The organism is Superficieibacter sp. (assembly GCF_032071645.1).
Lineage (GTDB): Bacteria > Pseudomonadota > Gammaproteobacteria > Enterobacterales > Enterobacteriaceae > Superficieibacter.
Genome location: NZ_DAMAPU010000016.1, coordinates 69,012 through 86,031, shown reverse-complemented (window position 1 = coordinate 86,031; position 17,020 = coordinate 69,012). Strand labels below are relative to the sequence as shown.

Annotated in this window: 17 protein-coding genes and 1 tRNA gene; 11 read left to right on the top strand and 7 right to left on the bottom strand. The window is 55.6% G+C overall.

Features of this window, described 5'->3' with window-relative positions:
* Positions 1–62 precede the first annotated feature (62 nt).
* Positions 63–138: transfer RNA gene (locus tag RT197_RS19350), tRNA-Trp, on the top strand.
* Positions 139–241: 103 nt separating this feature from the next.
* Here RT197_RS19350 and hdfR read toward each other — a convergent pair.
* Positions 242–1,063, bottom strand: coding sequence for an HTH-type transcriptional regulator HdfR (gene hdfR / locus RT197_RS19345; RefSeq protein ID WP_312952792.1), 822 nt, complete (start codon positions 1,061–1,063; stop codon positions 242–244).
* Positions 1,064–1,182: 119 nt separating this feature from the next.
* On the opposite strand from hdfR, the gene maoP reads away from it, so the two are divergent.
* The gene (maoP, locus tag RT197_RS19340) at positions 1,183–1,521 is read left to right on the top strand and encodes a macrodomain Ori organization protein MaoP (RefSeq protein ID WP_312952791.1); all 339 of its coding nucleotides are present in this window, start codon (positions 1,183–1,185) and stop codon (positions 1,519–1,521) included.
* A 24-nt stretch (positions 1,522–1,545) separates the two neighbouring features.
* Here the strand turns inward: maoP and RT197_RS19335 are convergent, their stop codons facing one another.
* Positions 1,546–3,066 (bottom strand): YifB family Mg chelatase-like AAA ATPase, encoded by a 1,521-nt coding sequence (locus RT197_RS19335; RefSeq protein ID WP_312952790.1) that lies wholly within the window; start codon positions 3,064–3,066, stop codon positions 1,546–1,548.
* A gap of 62 nt (positions 3,067–3,128) precedes the next feature.
* Positions 3,129–3,254, bottom strand: coding sequence for a hypothetical protein (locus RT197_RS19330; RefSeq protein ID WP_312952789.1), 126 nt, complete (start codon positions 3,252–3,254; stop codon positions 3,129–3,131).
* A gap of 148 nt (positions 3,255–3,402) precedes the next feature.
* Here RT197_RS19330 and ilvL point away from each other — a divergent pair, with 148 nt between their 5' ends.
* The 7 genes from ilvL (at position 3,403) to RT197_RS19295 (ending at position 10,807) form a co-directional block, all read left to right on the top strand.
* Positions 3,403–3,501, top strand: coding sequence for an ilv operon leader peptide (gene ilvL / locus RT197_RS19325; protein ID WP_001311244.1), 99 nt, complete (start codon positions 3,403–3,405; stop codon positions 3,499–3,501).
* A gap of 139 nt (positions 3,502–3,640) precedes the next feature.
* On the top strand, positions 3,641–5,287 hold the full coding sequence (gene ilvG, locus RT197_RS19320; RefSeq protein WP_312952786.1) for an acetolactate synthase 2 catalytic subunit: 1,647 nt from the start codon (positions 3,641–3,643) through the stop codon (positions 5,285–5,287).
* Positions 5,284–5,547: an acetolactate synthase 2 small subunit gene (gene ilvM / locus RT197_RS19315; protein ID WP_312952785.1), complete on the top strand. Its 264-nt coding sequence runs from the start codon at positions 5,284–5,286 to the stop codon at positions 5,545–5,547. The genes ilvG and ilvM overlap by 4 nt, the downstream gene beginning before the upstream one ends.
* Before the next feature lie 17 nt (positions 5,548–5,564).
* Positions 5,565–6,494 (top strand): branched-chain amino acid transaminase, encoded by a 930-nt coding sequence (locus RT197_RS19310; RefSeq protein ID WP_312952784.1) that lies wholly within the window; start codon positions 5,565–5,567, stop codon positions 6,492–6,494.
* Positions 6,495–6,554: 60 nt separating this feature from the next.
* Positions 6,555–8,405, top strand: a complete 1,851-nt coding sequence (ilvD, locus tag RT197_RS19305; RefSeq protein ID WP_312952783.1) for a dihydroxy-acid dehydratase — start codon at positions 6,555–6,557, stop codon at positions 8,403–8,405.
* A gap of 2 nt (positions 8,406–8,407) precedes the next feature.
* Positions 8,408–9,952, top strand: coding sequence for a threonine ammonia-lyase, biosynthetic (ilvA, locus tag RT197_RS19300; protein ID WP_312952782.1), 1,545 nt, complete (start codon positions 8,408–8,410; stop codon positions 9,950–9,952).
* Between the two features lie 153 nt (positions 9,953–10,105).
* Positions 10,106–10,807, top strand: a complete 702-nt coding sequence (locus RT197_RS19295; protein ID WP_312952781.1) for a DUF2461 domain-containing protein — start codon at positions 10,106–10,108, stop codon at positions 10,805–10,807.
* A gap of 337 nt (positions 10,808–11,144) precedes the next feature.
* On the opposite strand, the gene RT197_RS19290 is transcribed toward RT197_RS19295, so the two are convergent.
* Together RT197_RS19290 and ilvY are read right to left on the bottom strand one after the other, a co-directional pair.
* Positions 11,145–11,534: a hypothetical protein gene (locus RT197_RS19290; RefSeq protein WP_312952779.1), complete on the bottom strand. Its 390-nt coding sequence runs from the start codon at positions 11,532–11,534 to the stop codon at positions 11,145–11,147.
* Positions 11,535–11,544: 10 nt separating this feature from the next.
* Positions 11,545–12,432, bottom strand: coding sequence for an HTH-type transcriptional activator IlvY (gene ilvY, locus RT197_RS19285; RefSeq protein WP_312952778.1), 888 nt, complete (start codon positions 12,430–12,432; stop codon positions 11,545–11,547).
* Between the two features lie 148 nt (positions 12,433–12,580).
* Here ilvY and ilvC point away from each other — a divergent pair, with 148 nt between their 5' ends.
* Positions 12,581–14,056: a ketol-acid reductoisomerase gene (gene ilvC / locus RT197_RS19280; protein WP_312952776.1), complete on the top strand. Its 1,476-nt coding sequence runs from the start codon at positions 12,581–12,583 to the stop codon at positions 14,054–14,056.
* Positions 14,057–14,152: 96 nt separating this feature from the next.
* On the opposite strand, the gene ppiC is transcribed toward ilvC, so the two are convergent.
* Entirely contained in the window at positions 14,153–14,434 is a 282-nt protein-coding gene (ppiC, locus tag RT197_RS19275; protein ID WP_312952775.1) for a peptidylprolyl isomerase PpiC, read from the bottom strand.
* Between the two features lie 84 nt (positions 14,435–14,518).
* Between ppiC and rep the strand changes: the two genes are divergently transcribed.
* Positions 14,519–16,537: a DNA helicase Rep gene (rep, locus tag RT197_RS19270; RefSeq protein ID WP_312952774.1), complete on the top strand. Its 2,019-nt coding sequence runs from the start codon at positions 14,519–14,521 to the stop codon at positions 16,535–16,537.
* 302 nt (positions 16,538–16,839) lie between these two features.
* Here rep and RT197_RS19265 read toward each other — a convergent pair.
* Positions 16,840–17,020 (bottom strand): hypothetical protein (locus RT197_RS19265; protein WP_312952773.1); only part of this gene is annotated, 181 nt, incomplete at its 5' end.

Genomic DNA, 17,020 nt, shown 5'->3' with positions numbered 1-17,020 from the left:
AATACCTGCCTGTCACGCAGGGGGTCGCGGGTTCGAGTCCCGTCCGTTCCGCCACCCTAATTAGGGGCGTAGTTCAATTGGTAGAGCACCGGTCTCCAAAACCGGGTGTTGGGAGTTCGAGTCTCTCCGCCCCTGCCAGAAAATTATCCTTTGCTTCGGCAAAGGATTTTTTTTGCCTGAAATTCAGTAAATTCCCTTTTCCCATCTGAACCCCTTCCCGCGTCCTTGCGGAAAAAGTCAGTTAGTTGATCGCCCCGGTTTCAAGGATCCCGCGTATTTGCGCCTGCTTATCACTGTTTTGCAGCCAGATGGCATACAGCGGACGCGTCAGCGTAGTACTGTCAGTAACCGCATGCAGGCCACCTTTCTCCTGCGCCCAGCTTACAGGCAGCCACGTGCAGCCATTTAGTGCACCGAGTTGCCGCCGGGCCAACTCCGCTGAACTGGTGGTAAGGACGGGAATATCATCGCTGGCAATCAGTCCCTGCTCATGCTGCTGGAAATCCGCCCCCCACTCCAGACGCAGATAATTAAGATCGGTCTTCAGGCGTGACGCCGAAGCGCAAAACAGTGCCAGCGTGAAATGGCCAAGCAACTGGCTGCTAAATTCATCCATCTTTGGCGCTTCGGTGGTGATCAGCAGATCCAGTTGCCGTTCGTGAAGTTGCTTGACCAGCGACTGCCGCTGGGCAATTCGAGCCTCAAATTGTAAACCGTCATGAGCCTGATAAAGACGGCTTAGCCAGTCCATCAACAGGCACTCCCATAACGAGGCGCTGGCCCCTATAGAAAACTCATTGTGGCGGGAGGTATTGGCGACTTCCTTACGGGCCGCCTGCCAGGTATTCATAAGCGTTTCGGCATAGGGCAGCAGTTTCTCACCCGCAGCCGTCAGGCGGATATTGTTACGATGGCGGGTAAAAAGATTCACTCCAAGCTGATTCTCAAGCTGACGAATACGAAAACTGACCGCAGACTGCGTCAGGTACAGCGCCTCAGCGGCACGACCAAAGTGGCGAGTTCTGCTCACTTCAAGAAAAGTTTTTAACAATTCCGTATCCACATCTTTCTCCGCAAAATTATTTGTCGTTATGATTTAAATGTTTTGTTTTACACTCTGTCAAGCGTAACTAATACTCCGCGCCATAAATAGCCCGGCCAGAAGAATTAGGAGCGTGTAGGATGGCGGAAAGCTTTACGACGACTAATCGATATTTCGACAACAAATATTACCCGCGTGGATTCTCTCGTCATGGTGATTTCACTATCAAAGAAGCACAACTGCTTGAGCGTCATGGTTATGCTTTTAACGAGCTGGATTTGGGTAAGCGTGAACCCGTAACTGAAGAAGAAATTCAATTCGTCGCGGTTTGCCGTGGTCAGCGCGAGCCGGTCACTGAAGCTGAACGTGTGTGGTCCAAGTACATGACGCGTATCAAGCGTCCCAAGCGTTTTCACACCCTGTCAGGCGGTAAGCCGCAGATGGAAGGTGCAGAAGACTACACCGAGTCAGACGATTAAAAATCAGGGGCGAAAGCCCCTTTTTTACGCCATCATCTTTTGCAGATGAATAAGCAGCCGGTCGATGGCCCGGTAGCCCAGCGCTTCCTGTAAATGACGACGCTCAAGCTGCTCACAGCGCTCAATATCTGCGATAGTACGAGCAACCTTAAGCAGGCGCTGCCAGGCGCGAATTGACAGCCCAAGATGCGTCAATGTCTGCTCCAGCCACAGCGCATCCTCCGCGCTGAGCTGGCAATAGTCTCGGATCTCACTTCCCTCAAGACGTGCATTGAGCTTGTTTTGCCTTGCAAACTGGCGTTCCTGAGCCTCCATGACATGTTGTCTGACGGTTTCACTACTCTCGCCTTGTTTAACCGGCTGGCTCAGTAGTCCGGGCGGTGGAAGAGGGATCTCCAGTGACAGATCAAAGCGATCGAGAAACGGGCCGGATAAGCGTCCCAAATAGCGCAGCGTCTGGTCAGGCGAGCAGCGGTTATGGTTGCCCTGATAATGACCGGTAGGGCTGGGATTCATCGCTGCTATTAACTGGAAGCGCGCAGGATAAGTAATTTTGGCTCTGGTACGCGAAATATGAATTTTTCCTGATTCTATTGGCTCGCGCAGAGCATCAAGCACGCGACGCTCAAACTCCGGCAGTTCATCAAGGAAAAGAATGCCGTTATGCGCCAGCGAGATCTCACCCGGCGCAGGAATGGCACCGCCTCCCACCATCGCCGTGAGCGACGCACTGTGATGCGGCGAGCGAAACGGCCTGCGCCGCCACTGTTTATGGATGCTACTGCCATTGACCAGGCTGAGGATTGCGGCACTCTCCAGCGCCTCCTGGTTGCTAAGCGGCGGTAAAATACCGTTCAGTCGACTGGCAAGCATCGTCTTGCCAGTGCCAGGCGGCCCGATAAACAATAAATTATGCCCTCCGGCAGCAGTGATCGCTAACGCCCGCTTGCCCTGCTCCTGACCAATCACATCACTCATATCCTCTGTTATAAGAGGCAATGAGCAATGCTCTGGCGGAGGAAGAGGAAGCGCCTGTTTTCCCTCAAGAAATGCGCAGACTTCCAGAAGATGAGTGGCAACAAAGCAGTCCTGACCGCCAATCAGCGCCACTTCTGCCGCATTTTCCTGCGCGACGATAATTTGCCGACCTGCTTTCAGCGCTTCCATTGCCGCCGATATCGCGCCAGGAACTCCGCGTAACGCTCCTGTAAGCGCCAGTTCGCCTACCAGTTCGTACTGGTCCAGCCGGGAAGGTTTAAGCTGCTCAGAGGCCGTCAGAAGCGCAATAGCAATTGGTAAATCGTATCGCCCGCCCTCTTTCGGAAGATCTGCCGGTGCCAGGTTGATAGTGATCTTCTTAGCCGGAAAGGTATAACCGCTGTTGAGGATTGCGCTGCGCACCCGATCGCGCGCCTCCTTGACGGTGGTTTCCGGCAGCCCGACCATCGTCAGCCCTGGCAGACCGTTACTAATATGGACCTCGACGGTAATAAGCGGTGCCATAACGCCAAGCGCGGCACGGGTATAGACAATTGATAGTGACATAGCCCCTCCTGCGACTGAGGCTAATCCCGTTACCGGAAGCTGTTAACCGGCGAATTGCAGATTTACGCACTGGATTCCGCAGTTTTTTTATCTGCATGCAACGTTACATTTTTTTCTGAATCCAACTGGCAAAATTGCTCGCCGCTAAAATCCAGCATAGTAACCTTAAGAAACTGAATTTTTTTCATTTCAATTTTTTCTTATAAAAAACAAAGATATTTTGCTAAAGCGTTAAGCTGATCGAAAATCATGCCATAAAAAAATGTTGTGTTTGCTCCACACTCTGTGATAACTCTTTAGGTATTCCTTCGAACAAGAAGCCAGAAAGTACAGAAAATGACAGCCCTTCTACGAGTGATTAGCCTGGTCGTGATTAGCGTGGTGGTGATTATTATCCCACCGTGCGGGGCTGCACTTGGACGAGGAAAGGCTTAAAAATCAAGCCTTAACGAACTAAGACCCCCGCACCGAAAGGTCCGGGGGTTTTTTTTGACCTTAAAAACAGAAATGAGGAGCAGACAATGACCAGTAGCATAAAATTCTGTTTCTCACGATCTACGGCGGGGAAGTAACTATGAATGGCGCACAATGGGTGGTACATGCGTTGCGGGCACAGGGAGTTCAGACCGTATTTGGTTATCCCGGTGGCGCAATTATGCCGGTTTACGATGCACTGTATGACGGCGGCCTTGAACATCTGTTGTGCCGTCACGAGCAGGGGGCGGCAATCGCGGCGATCGGCTATGCTCGTTCAACCGGTAAAACCGGCGTCTGTATCGCCACATCCGGGCCGGGTGCGACCAATCTGATCACCGGCCTCGCCGACGCGCTGTTAGATTCTGTTCCGGTCGTCGCGATCACCGGTCAGGTTTCTGCCCCGTTTATCGGTACGGATGCTTTTCAGGAAGTGGACGTCCTCGGTTTGTCGCTGGCCTGCACCAAACACAGCTTTCTGGTGCAGTCTCTGGAAGAACTGCCCCGCGTGATGGCGGAAGCATTCCAGGTGGCAAACTCAGGACGCCCTGGTCCGGTTCTGGTCGATATCCCGAAAGATATCCAGCTGGCCGTTGGCGAGCTGGAGCCGCATTTTTCCACCGTTGAAGGCGATGTCACCTTTCCTCGTGCAGAAGTAGAACAGGCCCGCCAGATGTTGGCGCAGGCGCAAAAGCCAGTGCTGTACGTGGGCGGCGGCGTGGGAATGGCCCAGGCGGTTCCGGCGCTGCGCGAGTTTACCGCCGTGACGCAAATACCCGTGGTCTGCACCCTGAAAGGGCTGGGCGCGGTTGAGGCGGAGTATCCGTTTTATCTCGGTATGCTCGGTATGCATGGCACCAAAGCCGCAAACTTTGCGGTGCAGCAGTGCGACCTGCTGATCGCCGTCGGTGCGCGTTTTGATGACCGCGTAACCGGCAAGCTGAACACCTTCGCCCCGCACGCCAAAGTCATCCATATGGATATCGACCCGGCAGAAATGAACAAACTGCGCCAGGTACACGTTGGTTTGCAGGGCGATCTCAATGCCCTGCTGCCTGCGTTGCAACAGCCATTAGCTATTGCTGACTGGTGCCACTACGCGGCCGATCTGCGCCGTGAGCACGCCTGGCGCTACGATCATCCCGGTAACGCTATTTACGCGCCGCTGCTGTTAAAACAACTCTCCGATCGTAAACCGCAGGATTGCGTGGTAACGACCGATGTCGGTCAGCATCAGATGTGGTCGGCACAACACATGACGTACACCCGCCCGGAAAATTTCATCACCTCCAGCGGCTTGGGAACGATGGGTTTTGGCCTGCCCGCCGCGGTAGGCGCGCAGGTGGCGCGACCCGAAGATACGGTTATCTGTATCTCCGGTGACGGCTCCTTCATGATGAATGTACAGGAGCTGGGCACCGTAAAACGCAAGCAGTTGCCGCTGAAAATCGTGCTGCTGGACAATCAGCGTTTAGGGATGGTTCGACAATGGCAGCAACTGTTTTTTCAGGAACGTTACAGCGAAACCACCCTGACCGATAACCCCGATTTCCTCATGCTGGCCAGCGCCTTCGGCATCCCCGGCCAGCACATCACCCGTAAAGACCAGGTTGAAGCGGCACTCGACGCCATGCTGAACAGCGAGGGGCCATACCTGCTTCATGTCTCAATCGACGAGCTTGAGAACGTCTGGCCGCTGGTGCCACCCGGTGCCAGTAACTCACAAATGCTGGAGAAATTATCATGATGCAACATCAGGTCAATGTGTCGGCTCGCTTCAACCCGGAAACGTTAGAGCGTGTTTTACGCGTGGTGCGCCACCGTGGCTTTCAGATTTGCGCCATGAATATGGAAACCGCGACTGATACACAGAATATAAATATTGAATTGACCGTTGCCAGCCCCCGGCCCGTCGAATTACTGTTTAGCCAGTTGAGCAAACTGGTAGACGTCGCGCGAGTCGATATCCAGCAACGAACAACATCATCACAACAGATCCGCGCCTGAGCGCAAAAGGAAAGAAAATGACGACGAAAAAAGCTGATTACATTTGGTTCAATGGCGAGATGGTTCCGTGGGGTGAAGCGAAGGTGCACGTCATGTCCCATGCGTTACACTACGGCACGTCCGTATTTGAAGGCATCCGCTGCTACGACTCGCACAAAGGGCCAGTAGTATTTCGCCATCGCGAACATATGCAGCGCCTGCGTGATTCAGCCAAAATCTATCGTTTCCCGGTCACGCAGAGCGTTGACGAGCTGATGGAAGCCTGCCGCACGGTGATCCGCAAAAACAATCTGACCAGCGCGTACATCCGTCCGCTGGTCTTTGTGGGTGACGTAGGCATGGGCGTAAACCCGCCGGACGGTTACAAAACTGACGTGATCATCGCCGCTTTCCCGTGGGGTGCCTACCTGGGCGCGGAAGCGCTGGAGCAGGGCATTGATGCGATGGTTTCTTCCTGGAACCGCGCTGCGCCGAACACTATTCCAACCGCAGCCAAAGCGGGCGGTAACTATCTCTCCTCGCTGCTGGTGGGAAGTGAAGCACGCCGTCATGGTTATCAGGAAGGCATCGCGCTGGACGTTAACGGCTATATTTCCGAAGGCGCGGGCGAAAACCTGTTCGAAGTGAAAGACGGCATTCTGTTCACGCCGCCGTTTACCTCTTCCGCACTGCCGGGCATCACCCGCGATGCGATTATCAAGCTGGCGAAAGATCTGGGTATCGAAGTGCGCGAGCAGGTACTGTCACGCGAATCGCTGTACCTGGCTGATGAAGTCTTTATGTCCGGTACTGCCGCAGAAATCACCCCGGTGCGCAGCGTTGACGGCATTCAGGTAGGCGAAGGTCGTTGCGGCCCGCTCACCAAACGTATTCAGCAAGCCTTCTTTGGCCTCTTTACCGGTGAAACCGAAGATAAATGGGGTTGGTTGGATCAGGTTAATCAATAAACATAAATTTGGGACGGCACGCACCGTCCCATTGATTCGTCAGACGGGAGTAAACAAAGCATGCCTAAGTATCGTTCAGCCACCACCACCCACGGCCGTAATATGGCCGGAGCCCGTGCGCTGTGGCGCGCCACCGGAATGACCGACGCCGATTTCGGTAAGCCGATTATCGCGGTCGTCAACTCCTTCACCCAGTTCGTGCCGGGACACGTTCACCTGCGCGATCTCGGCAAGCTGGTTGCTGAACAAATCGAGGCATCAGGCGGCGTGGCGAAAGAGTTCAACACCATTGCGGTAGATGACGGCATCGCGATGGGCCACGGAGGTATGCTTTATTCACTGCCATCGCGCGAACTGATCGCGGATTCCGTGGAATATATGGTCAATGCGCACTGTGCGGACGCGATGGTCTGCATCTCCAACTGCGACAAAATCACCCCAGGGATGTTAATGGCCTCTCTGCGCCTGAACATTCCGGTGATCTTCGTTTCCGGCGGCCCGATGGAAGCCGGAAAAACCAAACTCTCCGACCAGATCATCAAACTCGATCTGGTTGATGCCATGATCCAGGGCGCGGACCCGAAAGTCTCCGACGACCAAAGCGATCAGGTTGAACGTTCCGCCTGTCCGACCTGCGGTTCCTGTTCCGGCATGTTCACCGCCAACTCGATGAACTGCCTGACCGAAGCGCTGGGCCTGTCGCAGCCGGGCAACGGCTCGTTGCTGGCCACCCACGCTGACCGTAAACAGCTGTTCCTCAATGCCGGTAAGCGCATCGTGGAACTGACCAGGCGTTATTACGAGCAGGATGACGAAAGCGCTCTGCCGCGTAACATCGCCAGTAAAGCCGCATTTGAAAACGCGATGACGCTGGACATCGCGATGGGCGGCTCGACCAACACCGTGCTGCATCTGCTGGCATCAGCGCAGGAAGCTGAAATCGACTTCACCATGAGCGATATCGATAAGCTCTCCCGCAAGGTGCCGCAGCTGTGTAAAGTCGCGCCAAGCACACAGAAATACCATATGGAAGATGTGCATCGCGCGGGCGGCGTGATCGGTATTCTGGGCGAACTGGATCGCGCGGGGCTGCTGAACCGCGAGGTGAAAAATATTCTGGGCCTGACGCTGCCGCAAACCATCGAACGGTATGACGTGGTTGTGACCCAGGACGAAGCGGTGAAAAAAATGTACCGCGCCGGACCGGCAGGCATCCGTACCACGAAAGCCTTTTCGCAGGAGTGCCGCTGGGATTCACTCGACGACGACCGCGCCGAAGGCTGCATCCGCTCGCTGGAGCACGCCTACAGTCAGGACGGTGGTCTGGCGGTGCTGTACGGCAACTTTGCGGAAAACGGCTGCATCGTGAAAACGGCGGGCGTGGACGATAGCATCCTGAAATTCACCGGCCCGGCAAAAGTTTACGAAAGCCAGGACGACGCCGTAGAAGCGATCCTCGGCGGTAAAGTGGTTGCCGGTGACGTCGTGGTGATCCGCTATGAAGGGCCGAAAGGCGGGCCGGGAATGCAGGAAATGCTTTACCCGACCACCTTCCTGAAGTCTATGGGCCTCGGCAAAGCCTGTGCGTTAATCACCGACGGACGCTTCTCCGGCGGTACCTCCGGCCTTTCCATCGGCCACGTTTCCCCGGAAGCGGCCAGCGGCGGTAACATCGCGCTGATTGAAGACGGCGATATGATTGCCATCGACATCCCTAATCGCGGCATTCAGTTGCAGCTGAGCGATGCGGAAATTGCCGCGCGTCGCGAAACGCAGGAAGCGCGTGGCGATAAAGCCTGGACGCCGAAAGATCGCCAGCGTCAGGTCTCCTTCGCCCTGCGCGCTTATGCGAGCCTGGCGACCAGCGCCGATAAAGGCGCAGTGCGCGATAAATCGAAACTGGGGGGTTAACGATGGCGGATTCACAGCCTCTCTCCGCCGCTCCCGAAGGGGCGGAGTATCTCCGCGCGGTGCTGCGTGCGCCGGTGTACGAAGCGGTGCAGGTCACGCCGCTACAAAAAATGGAAAAACTCTCTTCGCGCCTCGACAACGTGATTCTGGTCAAGCGCGAGGATCGCCAGCCGGTGCACAGCTTCAAGCTGCGCGGAGCCTACGCGATGATGGCCGGGCTGACCGACGCGCAAAAAGCGTGCGGCGTGATCACCGCCTCGGCGGGCAATCACGCGCAGGGCGTGGCGTTTTCCTCCGCGCGTTTAGGGCTGAAAGCGCTGATTGTCATGCCGGTCGCCACTGCTGATATCAAAGTGGATGCGGTGCGCAGCTTTGGCGGCGAAGTGTTGCTCCACGGGGCGAACTTCGACGAGGCAAAAGCGAAAGCCATTGAGCTTTCACAACAGCAGGGCTTTACCTGGGTGCCGCCGTTCGATCACCCGATGGTCATCGCCGGACAGGGCACCGTCGCGCTGGAACTGCTGCAACAGGACGCCCATCTTGACCGCGTATTTGTGCCGGTGGGCGGCGGCGGACTGGCGGCGGGCGTGGCGGTGCTGATCAAACAACTGATGCCGCAAATCAAAGTCATCGCCGTCGAAGCCGAAGATTCCGCCTGCCTGAAAGCTGCGCTGGAAGCCGGACATCCGGTGGATCTGCCGCGCGTCGGGCTGTTCGCTGAAGGGGTGGCGGTGAAACGCATCGGTGATGAAACTTTCCGCCTGTGTCAGGAATATCTCGACGATATCATCACCGTCGACAGCGACGCGATTTGTGCGGCAATGAAAGATCTGTTCGAAGACGTGCGCGCGGTGGCGGAACCTTCCGGCGCGCTGGCGCTGGCGGGGATGAAAAAATACATCACCCGGCACAATATTCGCGGCGAGCGCCTGGCGCACGTTCTCTCCGGCGCAAACGTCAACTTTCACGGCCTGCGCTACGTTTCTGAACGCTGCGAGCTGGGCGAACAGCGCGAAGCATTGCTGGCGGTGACCATCCCGGAAGAGAAGGGCAGCTTCCTGAAATTCTGCCAGCTGCTCGGCGGGCGTTCAGTCACGGAATTCAACTACCGCTTTGCTGATGCCAGCAACGCCTGCATTTTTGTCGGCGTGCGCTTGAGCCGTGGGCTGGACGAGCGCCGGGAGATCCTGCAACTGCTCAATGACGGCGGTTACAGCGTGGTCGATCTCTCCGACGACGAAATGGCGAAGCTGCACGTGCGCTATATGGTCGGTGGACGCCCGTCAAAACCACTTCAGGAGCGGCTGTTTAGCTTTGAATTCCCGGAATCGCCGGGCGCGCTGCTGAAATTCCTGCACACTCTTGGCACGCACTGGAATATTTCGCTGTTCCACTATCGCAGCCACGGCACTGATTACGGCCGCGTACTTGCCGCGTTCGAACTGGGCAATCACGAACCCGATTTCGAAACGCGACTGAAAGAGCTGGGCTACGAATGTCATGATGAAACGCATAATCCGGCGTTCAAATTCTTTCTGGCCTGGTAATCTGATCCCCCGTCTGTATCTGGCGGGGGATGGATAGTGATTACGACGTTGTACCCGGACTGAAGTACTTATTAAAGGCGCTTGCCTGAAGAAGCATAAAAGAGGAAGTATTTTGTAAGGGCACAGACAATGACAAGAGAACAGAATAAACAGATGTCAGCTCGCTTTCACGGATTTGCCCAGGAAGGACTCGATTTCCTCCAGCAGGTGCGGATTGAAAACGATAAAACGTGGTTCGACGAGCATCGTTTTATTTACGATCGCAGCCTGCTAGCCCCGTTTCGCGCGCTGGTGGAAGCGCTGGCTCCCGTCATGCTTGAACTCGACCCGCTGCTGGAAACCCGCCCCGCAATTGGCAAAACCCTGTCGCGCATTCACCGCGACACGCGCTTCTCCCACGACAAAACCCGCTATCGCAGCCGCATGTGGCTGACCTTCAAACGGTCGGCAAAAAACTGGACCGACGCGCCGGTATACTTTTTTGAAATCAGCCCCGATACCCTGCGCTACGGCCTGGGTTACTACAGTGCCAGCAAAGCGACGATGGATCTGTTTCGCCACACCTTAAAGCAGCGCCCGACGCAGTTTCTGGAAGTGGCGGAATGCTGCCGGGCACCGTTTGAGCTGGTGGGCGAAAGCTATAAACGCCTGCTGGTGAAAGATCTCGATCCCGCTATCTCCACCTGGTATCACCGCAAAACCTTCGCCGTAATGGTGACGGATACCGGCGTAGAAAAGCTGTTTGATGCCGGTCTGGTAAATTTACTGGCAGACGGCTTCCGCCAGCTGGAGCCGCTGTACCAGTGGCTGATGAAAGTGGAAACCATGAAGCAGATTGATCCGGCGGATTTGTAATCGTTAATCGCTGTTGTCTTTTTGAGTAGTATTATGATCTGACACAATGACTCATGCCCGTATCCTCTCTCTATTTACCGACGTTTGCCAGAGCCTGTAGACCTGCACAAAGCCACTTCTGATGCGCTGCTGACGCCGCCCGCTGGATTTTACGGACGTATTCTTTCAACGAACCGGAAAGTAATGCCCAGACTCATTTTTGTTGATAAAGAGCACGCTCTGGTACGACGAACCTCCACTGGTATTCGACTACCGAGCTGCTCAAAAACGGTGCGGTATCCGTCAATAAAAAAACCGGCCTCCGTACAGGAGGCCGTTTGCTGTGGGAAAACACCGGTTATTTCATCACCGTATCCTGCACGTACTTATCCAGCGCCTCCGACTCATAAAAGGTCATACACTGCGCCAGCACGTTATTGGCGTTTTTTGCGCTTTCAGGATGCAACGACATCGTCAGCTTGTCGAAATCCTTCGTCTCTTTATCGACAAACTTAAGAAAGTCCTCCCATACACCCGCGTTGCCTAAGGCATAGCTTTCGACCATAAACGAGGCATCGTGAGACGAGGCGGAAAACCCTTCTGCTGGCGTCCGGTCCTTATAATTAGCTTGCAGGCACTGCTTCAGCGCCAGATGTTTCACATCCTGAACGGTAACGCCTTTTGGCTTCGCCTGGGCGGTGACGCTGACCGCCATCACCAGGGATAACAGCAAAATCTTCACACGCATTGATCTCTCCTTAACCCTGAACAATTTTCCAGAACGCTTCAACCAACGGCTCGTGCAGCCGCTTTTTCTGTACGCAAACGCCCAGCTCGAACGGCGTTTTTTCATCACTGCGCTCCAGAATCATCACCCGGTTACGTACCGGTTCGGGACTGTTTTCCAGCACTACTTCCGGGATCAGCGCCACGCCGCAGCCGAGCGCCACCATCGAAACCATGGCTTCATGCCCGCCGACGGTCGCATAAATGGACGGATTACTGATTTTGTGGCGGCGGAACCACAGTTCAATGCGGCGGCGCACCGGACCCTGATCGGCCATGATAAACGGCACCGTTGACCAGTCGGGCGTATCGGCAGACACCTGGCTACGCACCGGGCAGGGCAGCGCCGGGGCAATCAGCACCACCGCCAGATTTTCCAGAATAGCGAAGGCGACCGCGCCGGGCAACGTTTCCGGTTTTCCGGCAATGGCCAGATCCGCTTCGCCTGCCACCACTTTCTCCATCGCATCGGCAGCGTCGCCAGTGGTGAGTTTAATTTCTACAGAAGGATGCTCCGCACGAAAGCGGTCGAGGATCGGCGGCAGATGGCTGTAGGCCGCCGTGACCGAGCAAAACAGGCGCAGCTCGCCAGAAAGTGACGGCCCTTTCTGGTCCATCATGTGGCGCAGTTGCTGATACTGCAACAGCGTTTGCTGAGCAAAGACGCGTAGCTCCTCGCCCGCGTCGGTCAGCGTGACGGTGCGATTGTCGCGTATAAATAACGGCTGACCGAGATCGTCTTCCAGCCGCTGGATTTGGCGGGAAAGCGTAGAGGGGCTGACGTGCATCGCCCGCGCACTGCGGCCAAAATGACGGCTATCCGCCAGATGTAGAAAGGTTTTTAGATCGCGTAAATCCACAGGTCAGGCTCCCGTTCGCTATGTTGCATAAATTGCAACGTGACGTTGTGAATATATCAATTTTCGCAATAATTATCCTGTCATATAGTAAGTCCATACTCGCAAAAGCGACCAGAACAATAAGCAACACAACATCACGGGGTTCACCATGGCTAACTACTTTAATACACTGAATCTGCGCCAGCAGCTGGCGCAACTGGGCAAATGTCGCTTTATGGGCCGCGACGAATTTGCTGATGGCGCAAGCTACCTTCAGGGTAAGAAAGTGGTCATCGTCGGCTGCGGCGCGCAGGGCCTGAACCAGGGTCTGAACATGCGCGATTCCGGGCTGGATATTGCCTACGCGCTGCGTAAAGAAGCGATTGCCGAAAAACGCGCGTCATGGCGTAAAGCGACCGAAAACGGTTTTAAAGTCGGCACCTATGAAGAACTGATCCCGCAGGCCGATCTGGTGGTTAACCTGACGCCGGATAAACAGCACTCTGACGTGGTGCGCACCGTACAGCCGCTGATGAAAGACGGCGCGGCGCTGGGCTACTCGCATGGTTTTAACATCGTTGAAGTCGGCGAGCAGATCCGTAAAGACATCACCGTCGTGATGGTTGCGCCGAAATGCCCCGGCACCGAAGTGCGTGAAGAGTATAAACGTGGTTTTGGTGTGCCGACGCTTATCGCCGTGCACCCGGAAAACGATCCGAAAGGCGAAGGCATGGCGATTGCCAAGGCATGGGCGGCAGCGACCGGCGGCCATCGTGCTGGCGTGCTGGAATCCTCCTTCGTGGCGGAAGTGAAATCTGACCTGATGGGTGAACAAACCATCCTGTGCGGTATGTTACAGGCTGGCTCGTTGCTGTGCTTCGACAAGCTGGTGGAAGAGGGCACCGATCCGGCGTATGCGGAAAAACTGATCCAGTTCGGCTGGGAAACCATCACCGAAGCGCTGAAACAGGGCGGCATCACGCTGATGCTGGACCGTCTCTCTAACCCGGCGAAAGTGCGTGCTTACGCGCTGTCTGAACAACTGAAAGAGATCATGGCTCCGCTGTTCCAGAAACATATGGACGACATCATCTCCGGCGAGTTCTCCTCCGGCATGATGGCTGACTGGGCCAACGACGATAAAAAACTGCTGACCTGGCGTGAAGAAACCGGCAAAACCGCGTTTGAAACCGCGCCGCAGTATGAAGGAAAAATCAGCGAGCAGGAGTACTTCGACAAAGGCGTACTGATGATCGCGATGGTGAAAGCGGGCGTTGAACTGGCGTTTGAAACGATGGTGGATTCCGGCATCATCGAAGAGTCCGCCTACTACGAATCGCTGCACGAGCTGCCGCTGATTGCTAACACCATCGCCCGTAAGCGTTTGTATGAAATGAACGTGGTTATCTCTGACACTGCCGAATACGGTAACTACCTGTTCTCCTACGCCTGCGTGCCGCTACTGAAAGAGTTTATGACCACCCTGCAACCGGGCGATCTGGGCAAAGCGGCAGAAGGCGCGACGGTTGATAATGCGCAGCTGCGCGACGTTAACGAAGCCGTTCGCGGTCATGCGATTGAAAAAGTCGGTAAAAAGTTGCGTGGCTATATGACGGATATGAAGCGCATCGCCGTCGCGGGCTAAACATGTGCCGGGTAGTGCTCATGCTTACCCGACCAGCATAATACGTAGCTGTTATCTGACAAATAAACCCGGTGCTGATATACACCGGGTTTATTATTAGTTGCGGTACAGCACTTTAATGATGTGGTAGCCGAACTGTGTGTGCAGCGGGCCGGTTGGCTCCAGCACCGGGCAGGAGAAAACCACTTTATCAAACGCCGGAACCATCTGGCCCTGACGGAACTCGCCTAAGTGACCGCCTTTCTTGCCTGACGGACAGGTAGAGTGTTTTTTCGCCAGCTTCTCGAAGTCGCCGCCGTTTTTAATCTGATCCAGAAGATCTAAAGCCAGTTTCTCTTCTTTAACAAGGATATGCATTGCTGCCGCTGTTTTTGCCATGATCGTGCCTTGAGTGGTGTAGATAACGCTCGCTATACTACCACGCACTTTTTCCTCCCTCCCGACTTTCATTGAGTGATACCTATGCGTTTAAACCCCGGACAACAACAAGCCGTCGAATTTGTCACCGGACCTTGCCTGGTGCTGGCGGGTGCTGGCTCCGGCAAAACCCGCGTCATCACCAATAAAATCGCCCATCTGATCCGTGGCTGCGGCTATCAGGCGCGGCATATCGCGGCGGTGACGTTTACCAATAAAGCGGCGCGCGAGATGAAAGAGCGTGTGGCGCAGACGCTGGGACGCAAAGAGGCGCGCGGGCTGATGATCTCCACTTTCCATACGCTGGGGCTGGAGGTCATCAAGCGCGAGTACGCTGCGCTTGGGATGAAATCCAATTTCTCGTTGTTTGACGATACCGATCAGGTCGCGCTGCTTAAGGAACTCAGCGAAGGGCTGATTGAAGACGATAAGGTAGTGCTACAGCAGCTGATCTCGACGATCTCCAACTGGAAAAACGATCTGCTGACGCCCGCCCAGGCCGCTGCGCAGGCCATCGGCGAGCGGGATCGCCTCTTCGCCCACTGCTACGGGCTGTACGATGCGCACATGAAAGCCTGCAACGTGCTGGATTTCGACGACCTGATCCTGCTGCCGACGCTGCTGCTTCAGCGCAATGAAGAGGTCCGCGAGCGCTGGCAGAACAAAATCCGCTACCTGCTGGTGGATGAATACCAGGATACCAACACCAGCCAGTATGAACTGGTGAAGCTACTGGTGGGCAACCGCGCGCGTTTTACGGTGGTGGGCGACGACGACCAGTCGATCTATTCCTGGCGCGGCGCCCGTCCGCAGAACCTGGTGCTGCTAAGCCAGGATTTCCCGGCGCTTCAGGTGGTTAAGCTGGAGCAGAACTACCGTTCCTCCGGGCGCATTCTGAAGGCGGCCAACATTCTGATCGCCAATAACCCGCACGTTTTTGAAAAGCGTCTGTTTTCCGAACTGGGTTATGGGACGGAGCTGAAAGTCCTTAGCGCGAATAATGAAGAGCATGAAGCCGAGCGCGTGACTGGCGAGCTCATCGCCCATCACTTCGTCAATAAAACCGAATATAAAGACTACGCGATTTTATATCGCGGCAACCACCAGTCGCGGGTGTTTGAAAAATTCCTGATGCAAAACCGCATTCCGTACAAAATCTCTGGCGGCACCTCGTTTTTCTCGCGCCCGGAAATTAAGGATCTGCTGGCCTATCTGCGGGTGCTGACTAACCCCGACGACGATAGCGCATTCCTGCGGATCGTGAATACGCCGAAGCGCGAAATCGGCTCGGCCACGCTGAAAAAGCTGGGCGAGTGGGCGAACGGGCGCAATAAAAGTCTGTTCACCGCCAGTTTTGATATGGGGCTGACGCAGACCTTAAGCGGGCGCGGCTATGAATCACTCACTCGCTTCACTCATTGGCTGGGGGAAGTGCAGCGGCTGGCCGAGCGCGAGCCGGTCGCCGCCGTGCGCGATCTGATCCACGGGATTGATTACGAATCCTGGCTGTATGAAACGTCGCCCAGCCCGAAAGCGGCGGAAATGCGCATGAAAAACGTTAATCAGCTTTTTAGCTGGATGACGGAAATGCTGGAAGGCAGTGAAATTGACGATCCGATGACCCTCACCCAGGTAGTGACGCGCTTTACCCTGCGCGACATGATGGAGCGCGGCGAGAGCGAAGAAGATCTCGATCAGGTGCAGCTTATGACCCTGCACGCCTCAAAAGGTCTGGAGTTCCCGTATGTGTTTCTGGTCGGCATGGAAGAAGGGTTGTTGCCGCATCAGAGCAGCATTGACGAAGATAACGTGGATGAAGAGCGCCGTCTGGCCTATGTAGGCATTACCAGAGCGCAGAAGGAGCTGATCTTCACGCTGTGCAAAGAGCGCCGTCAGTACGGCGAACTGGTACGCCCGGAGCCGAGCCGTTTTTTACTGGAGCTACCGCAGGATGATTTGCTCTGGGAGCAGGAGCGCAAGGTGGTGACCGCAGAGGAGCGGATGCAGAAAGGGCAAAGCCATCTCGCCAGTCTTAAGGCGATGATGGCGGCGGCAAAAAAATAACCCGGACTCTCTGAAGCCGGGATGCCCGGCTGGGGGAAAACTTCTCCCTCTCCCTAACCCTCTCCCGCAAGGAGAGGGAACCGTCCGGGGTCGTGGTGACGTCTGGTGTCGGTTTTTTGCCGCGTACAACGAAGTTCAGCGTTAAGCCCGGTGCCGTTTTTCTCCCTCTCCCAAAGGGCAAACGGCTGGTGCGGGTACAGAGCCGCCCCTCTCCCTAACCCTCTCCCGCAGGGAGAGGGGACCGTCCGGGGCTGTGGCGACGTCTGGTGTCGGTTTTTTGCCGCGTACAACGAAGCTCAGCGTTAAGCCCGGTGCCGCTTTTCTCCCTCTCCCTGAAGGCTAACGGCTGGTGCGGGTACAGAGCCGCCCCTCTCCCACAGGGAGAGGGAACCGTCCGGGGTCGTGGTGACGTCTGGTGTCGGTTTTTTGCCGCGTACAACGAAGTTCAGCGTTAAGCCCGGTGCCGCTTTTCTCCCTCTCCCT

Coding starts and splice junctions, on each gene's coding strand:
- rep (WP_312952774.1), top strand. CDS start 14,519: ATGCGTTTAAACCCCGGACAACAACAAGCCGTCGAATTTGTCACCGGA.
- ilvL (WP_001311244.1), top strand. CDS start 3,403: ATGACAGCCCTTCTACGAGTGATTAGCCTGGTCGTGATTAGCGTGGTG.
- ilvG (WP_312952786.1), top strand. CDS start 3,641: ATGAATGGCGCACAATGGGTGGTACATGCGTTGCGGGCACAGGGAGTT.
- RT197_RS19290 (WP_312952779.1), bottom strand. CDS start 11,534: ATGCGTGTGAAGATTTTGCTGTTATCCCTGGTGATGGCGGTCAGCGTC.
- ilvC (WP_312952776.1), top strand. CDS start 12,581: ATGGCTAACTACTTTAATACACTGAATCTGCGCCAGCAGCTGGCGCAA.
- RT197_RS19335 (WP_312952790.1), bottom strand. CDS start 3,066: ATGTCACTATCAATTGTCTATACCCGTGCCGCGCTTGGCGTTATGGCA.
- RT197_RS19295 (WP_312952781.1), top strand. CDS start 10,106: ATGTCAGCTCGCTTTCACGGATTTGCCCAGGAAGGACTCGATTTCCTC.
- RT197_RS19330 (WP_312952789.1), bottom strand. CDS start 3,254: ATGAAAAAAATTCAGTTTCTTAAGGTTACTATGCTGGATTTTAGCGGC.
- ilvM (WP_312952785.1), top strand. CDS start 5,284: ATGATGCAACATCAGGTCAATGTGTCGGCTCGCTTCAACCCGGAAACG.
- RT197_RS19310 (WP_312952784.1), top strand. CDS start 5,565: ATGACGACGAAAAAAGCTGATTACATTTGGTTCAATGGCGAGATGGTT.
- maoP (WP_312952791.1), top strand. CDS start 1,183: ATGGCGGAAAGCTTTACGACGACTAATCGATATTTCGACAACAAATAT.
- ilvD (WP_312952783.1), top strand. CDS start 6,555: ATGCCTAAGTATCGTTCAGCCACCACCACCCACGGCCGTAATATGGCC.
- ilvA (WP_312952782.1), top strand. CDS start 8,408: ATGGCGGATTCACAGCCTCTCTCCGCCGCTCCCGAAGGGGCGGAGTAT.
- ppiC (WP_312952775.1), bottom strand. CDS start 14,434: ATGGCAAAAACAGCGGCAGCAATGCATATCCTTGTTAAAGAAGAGAAA.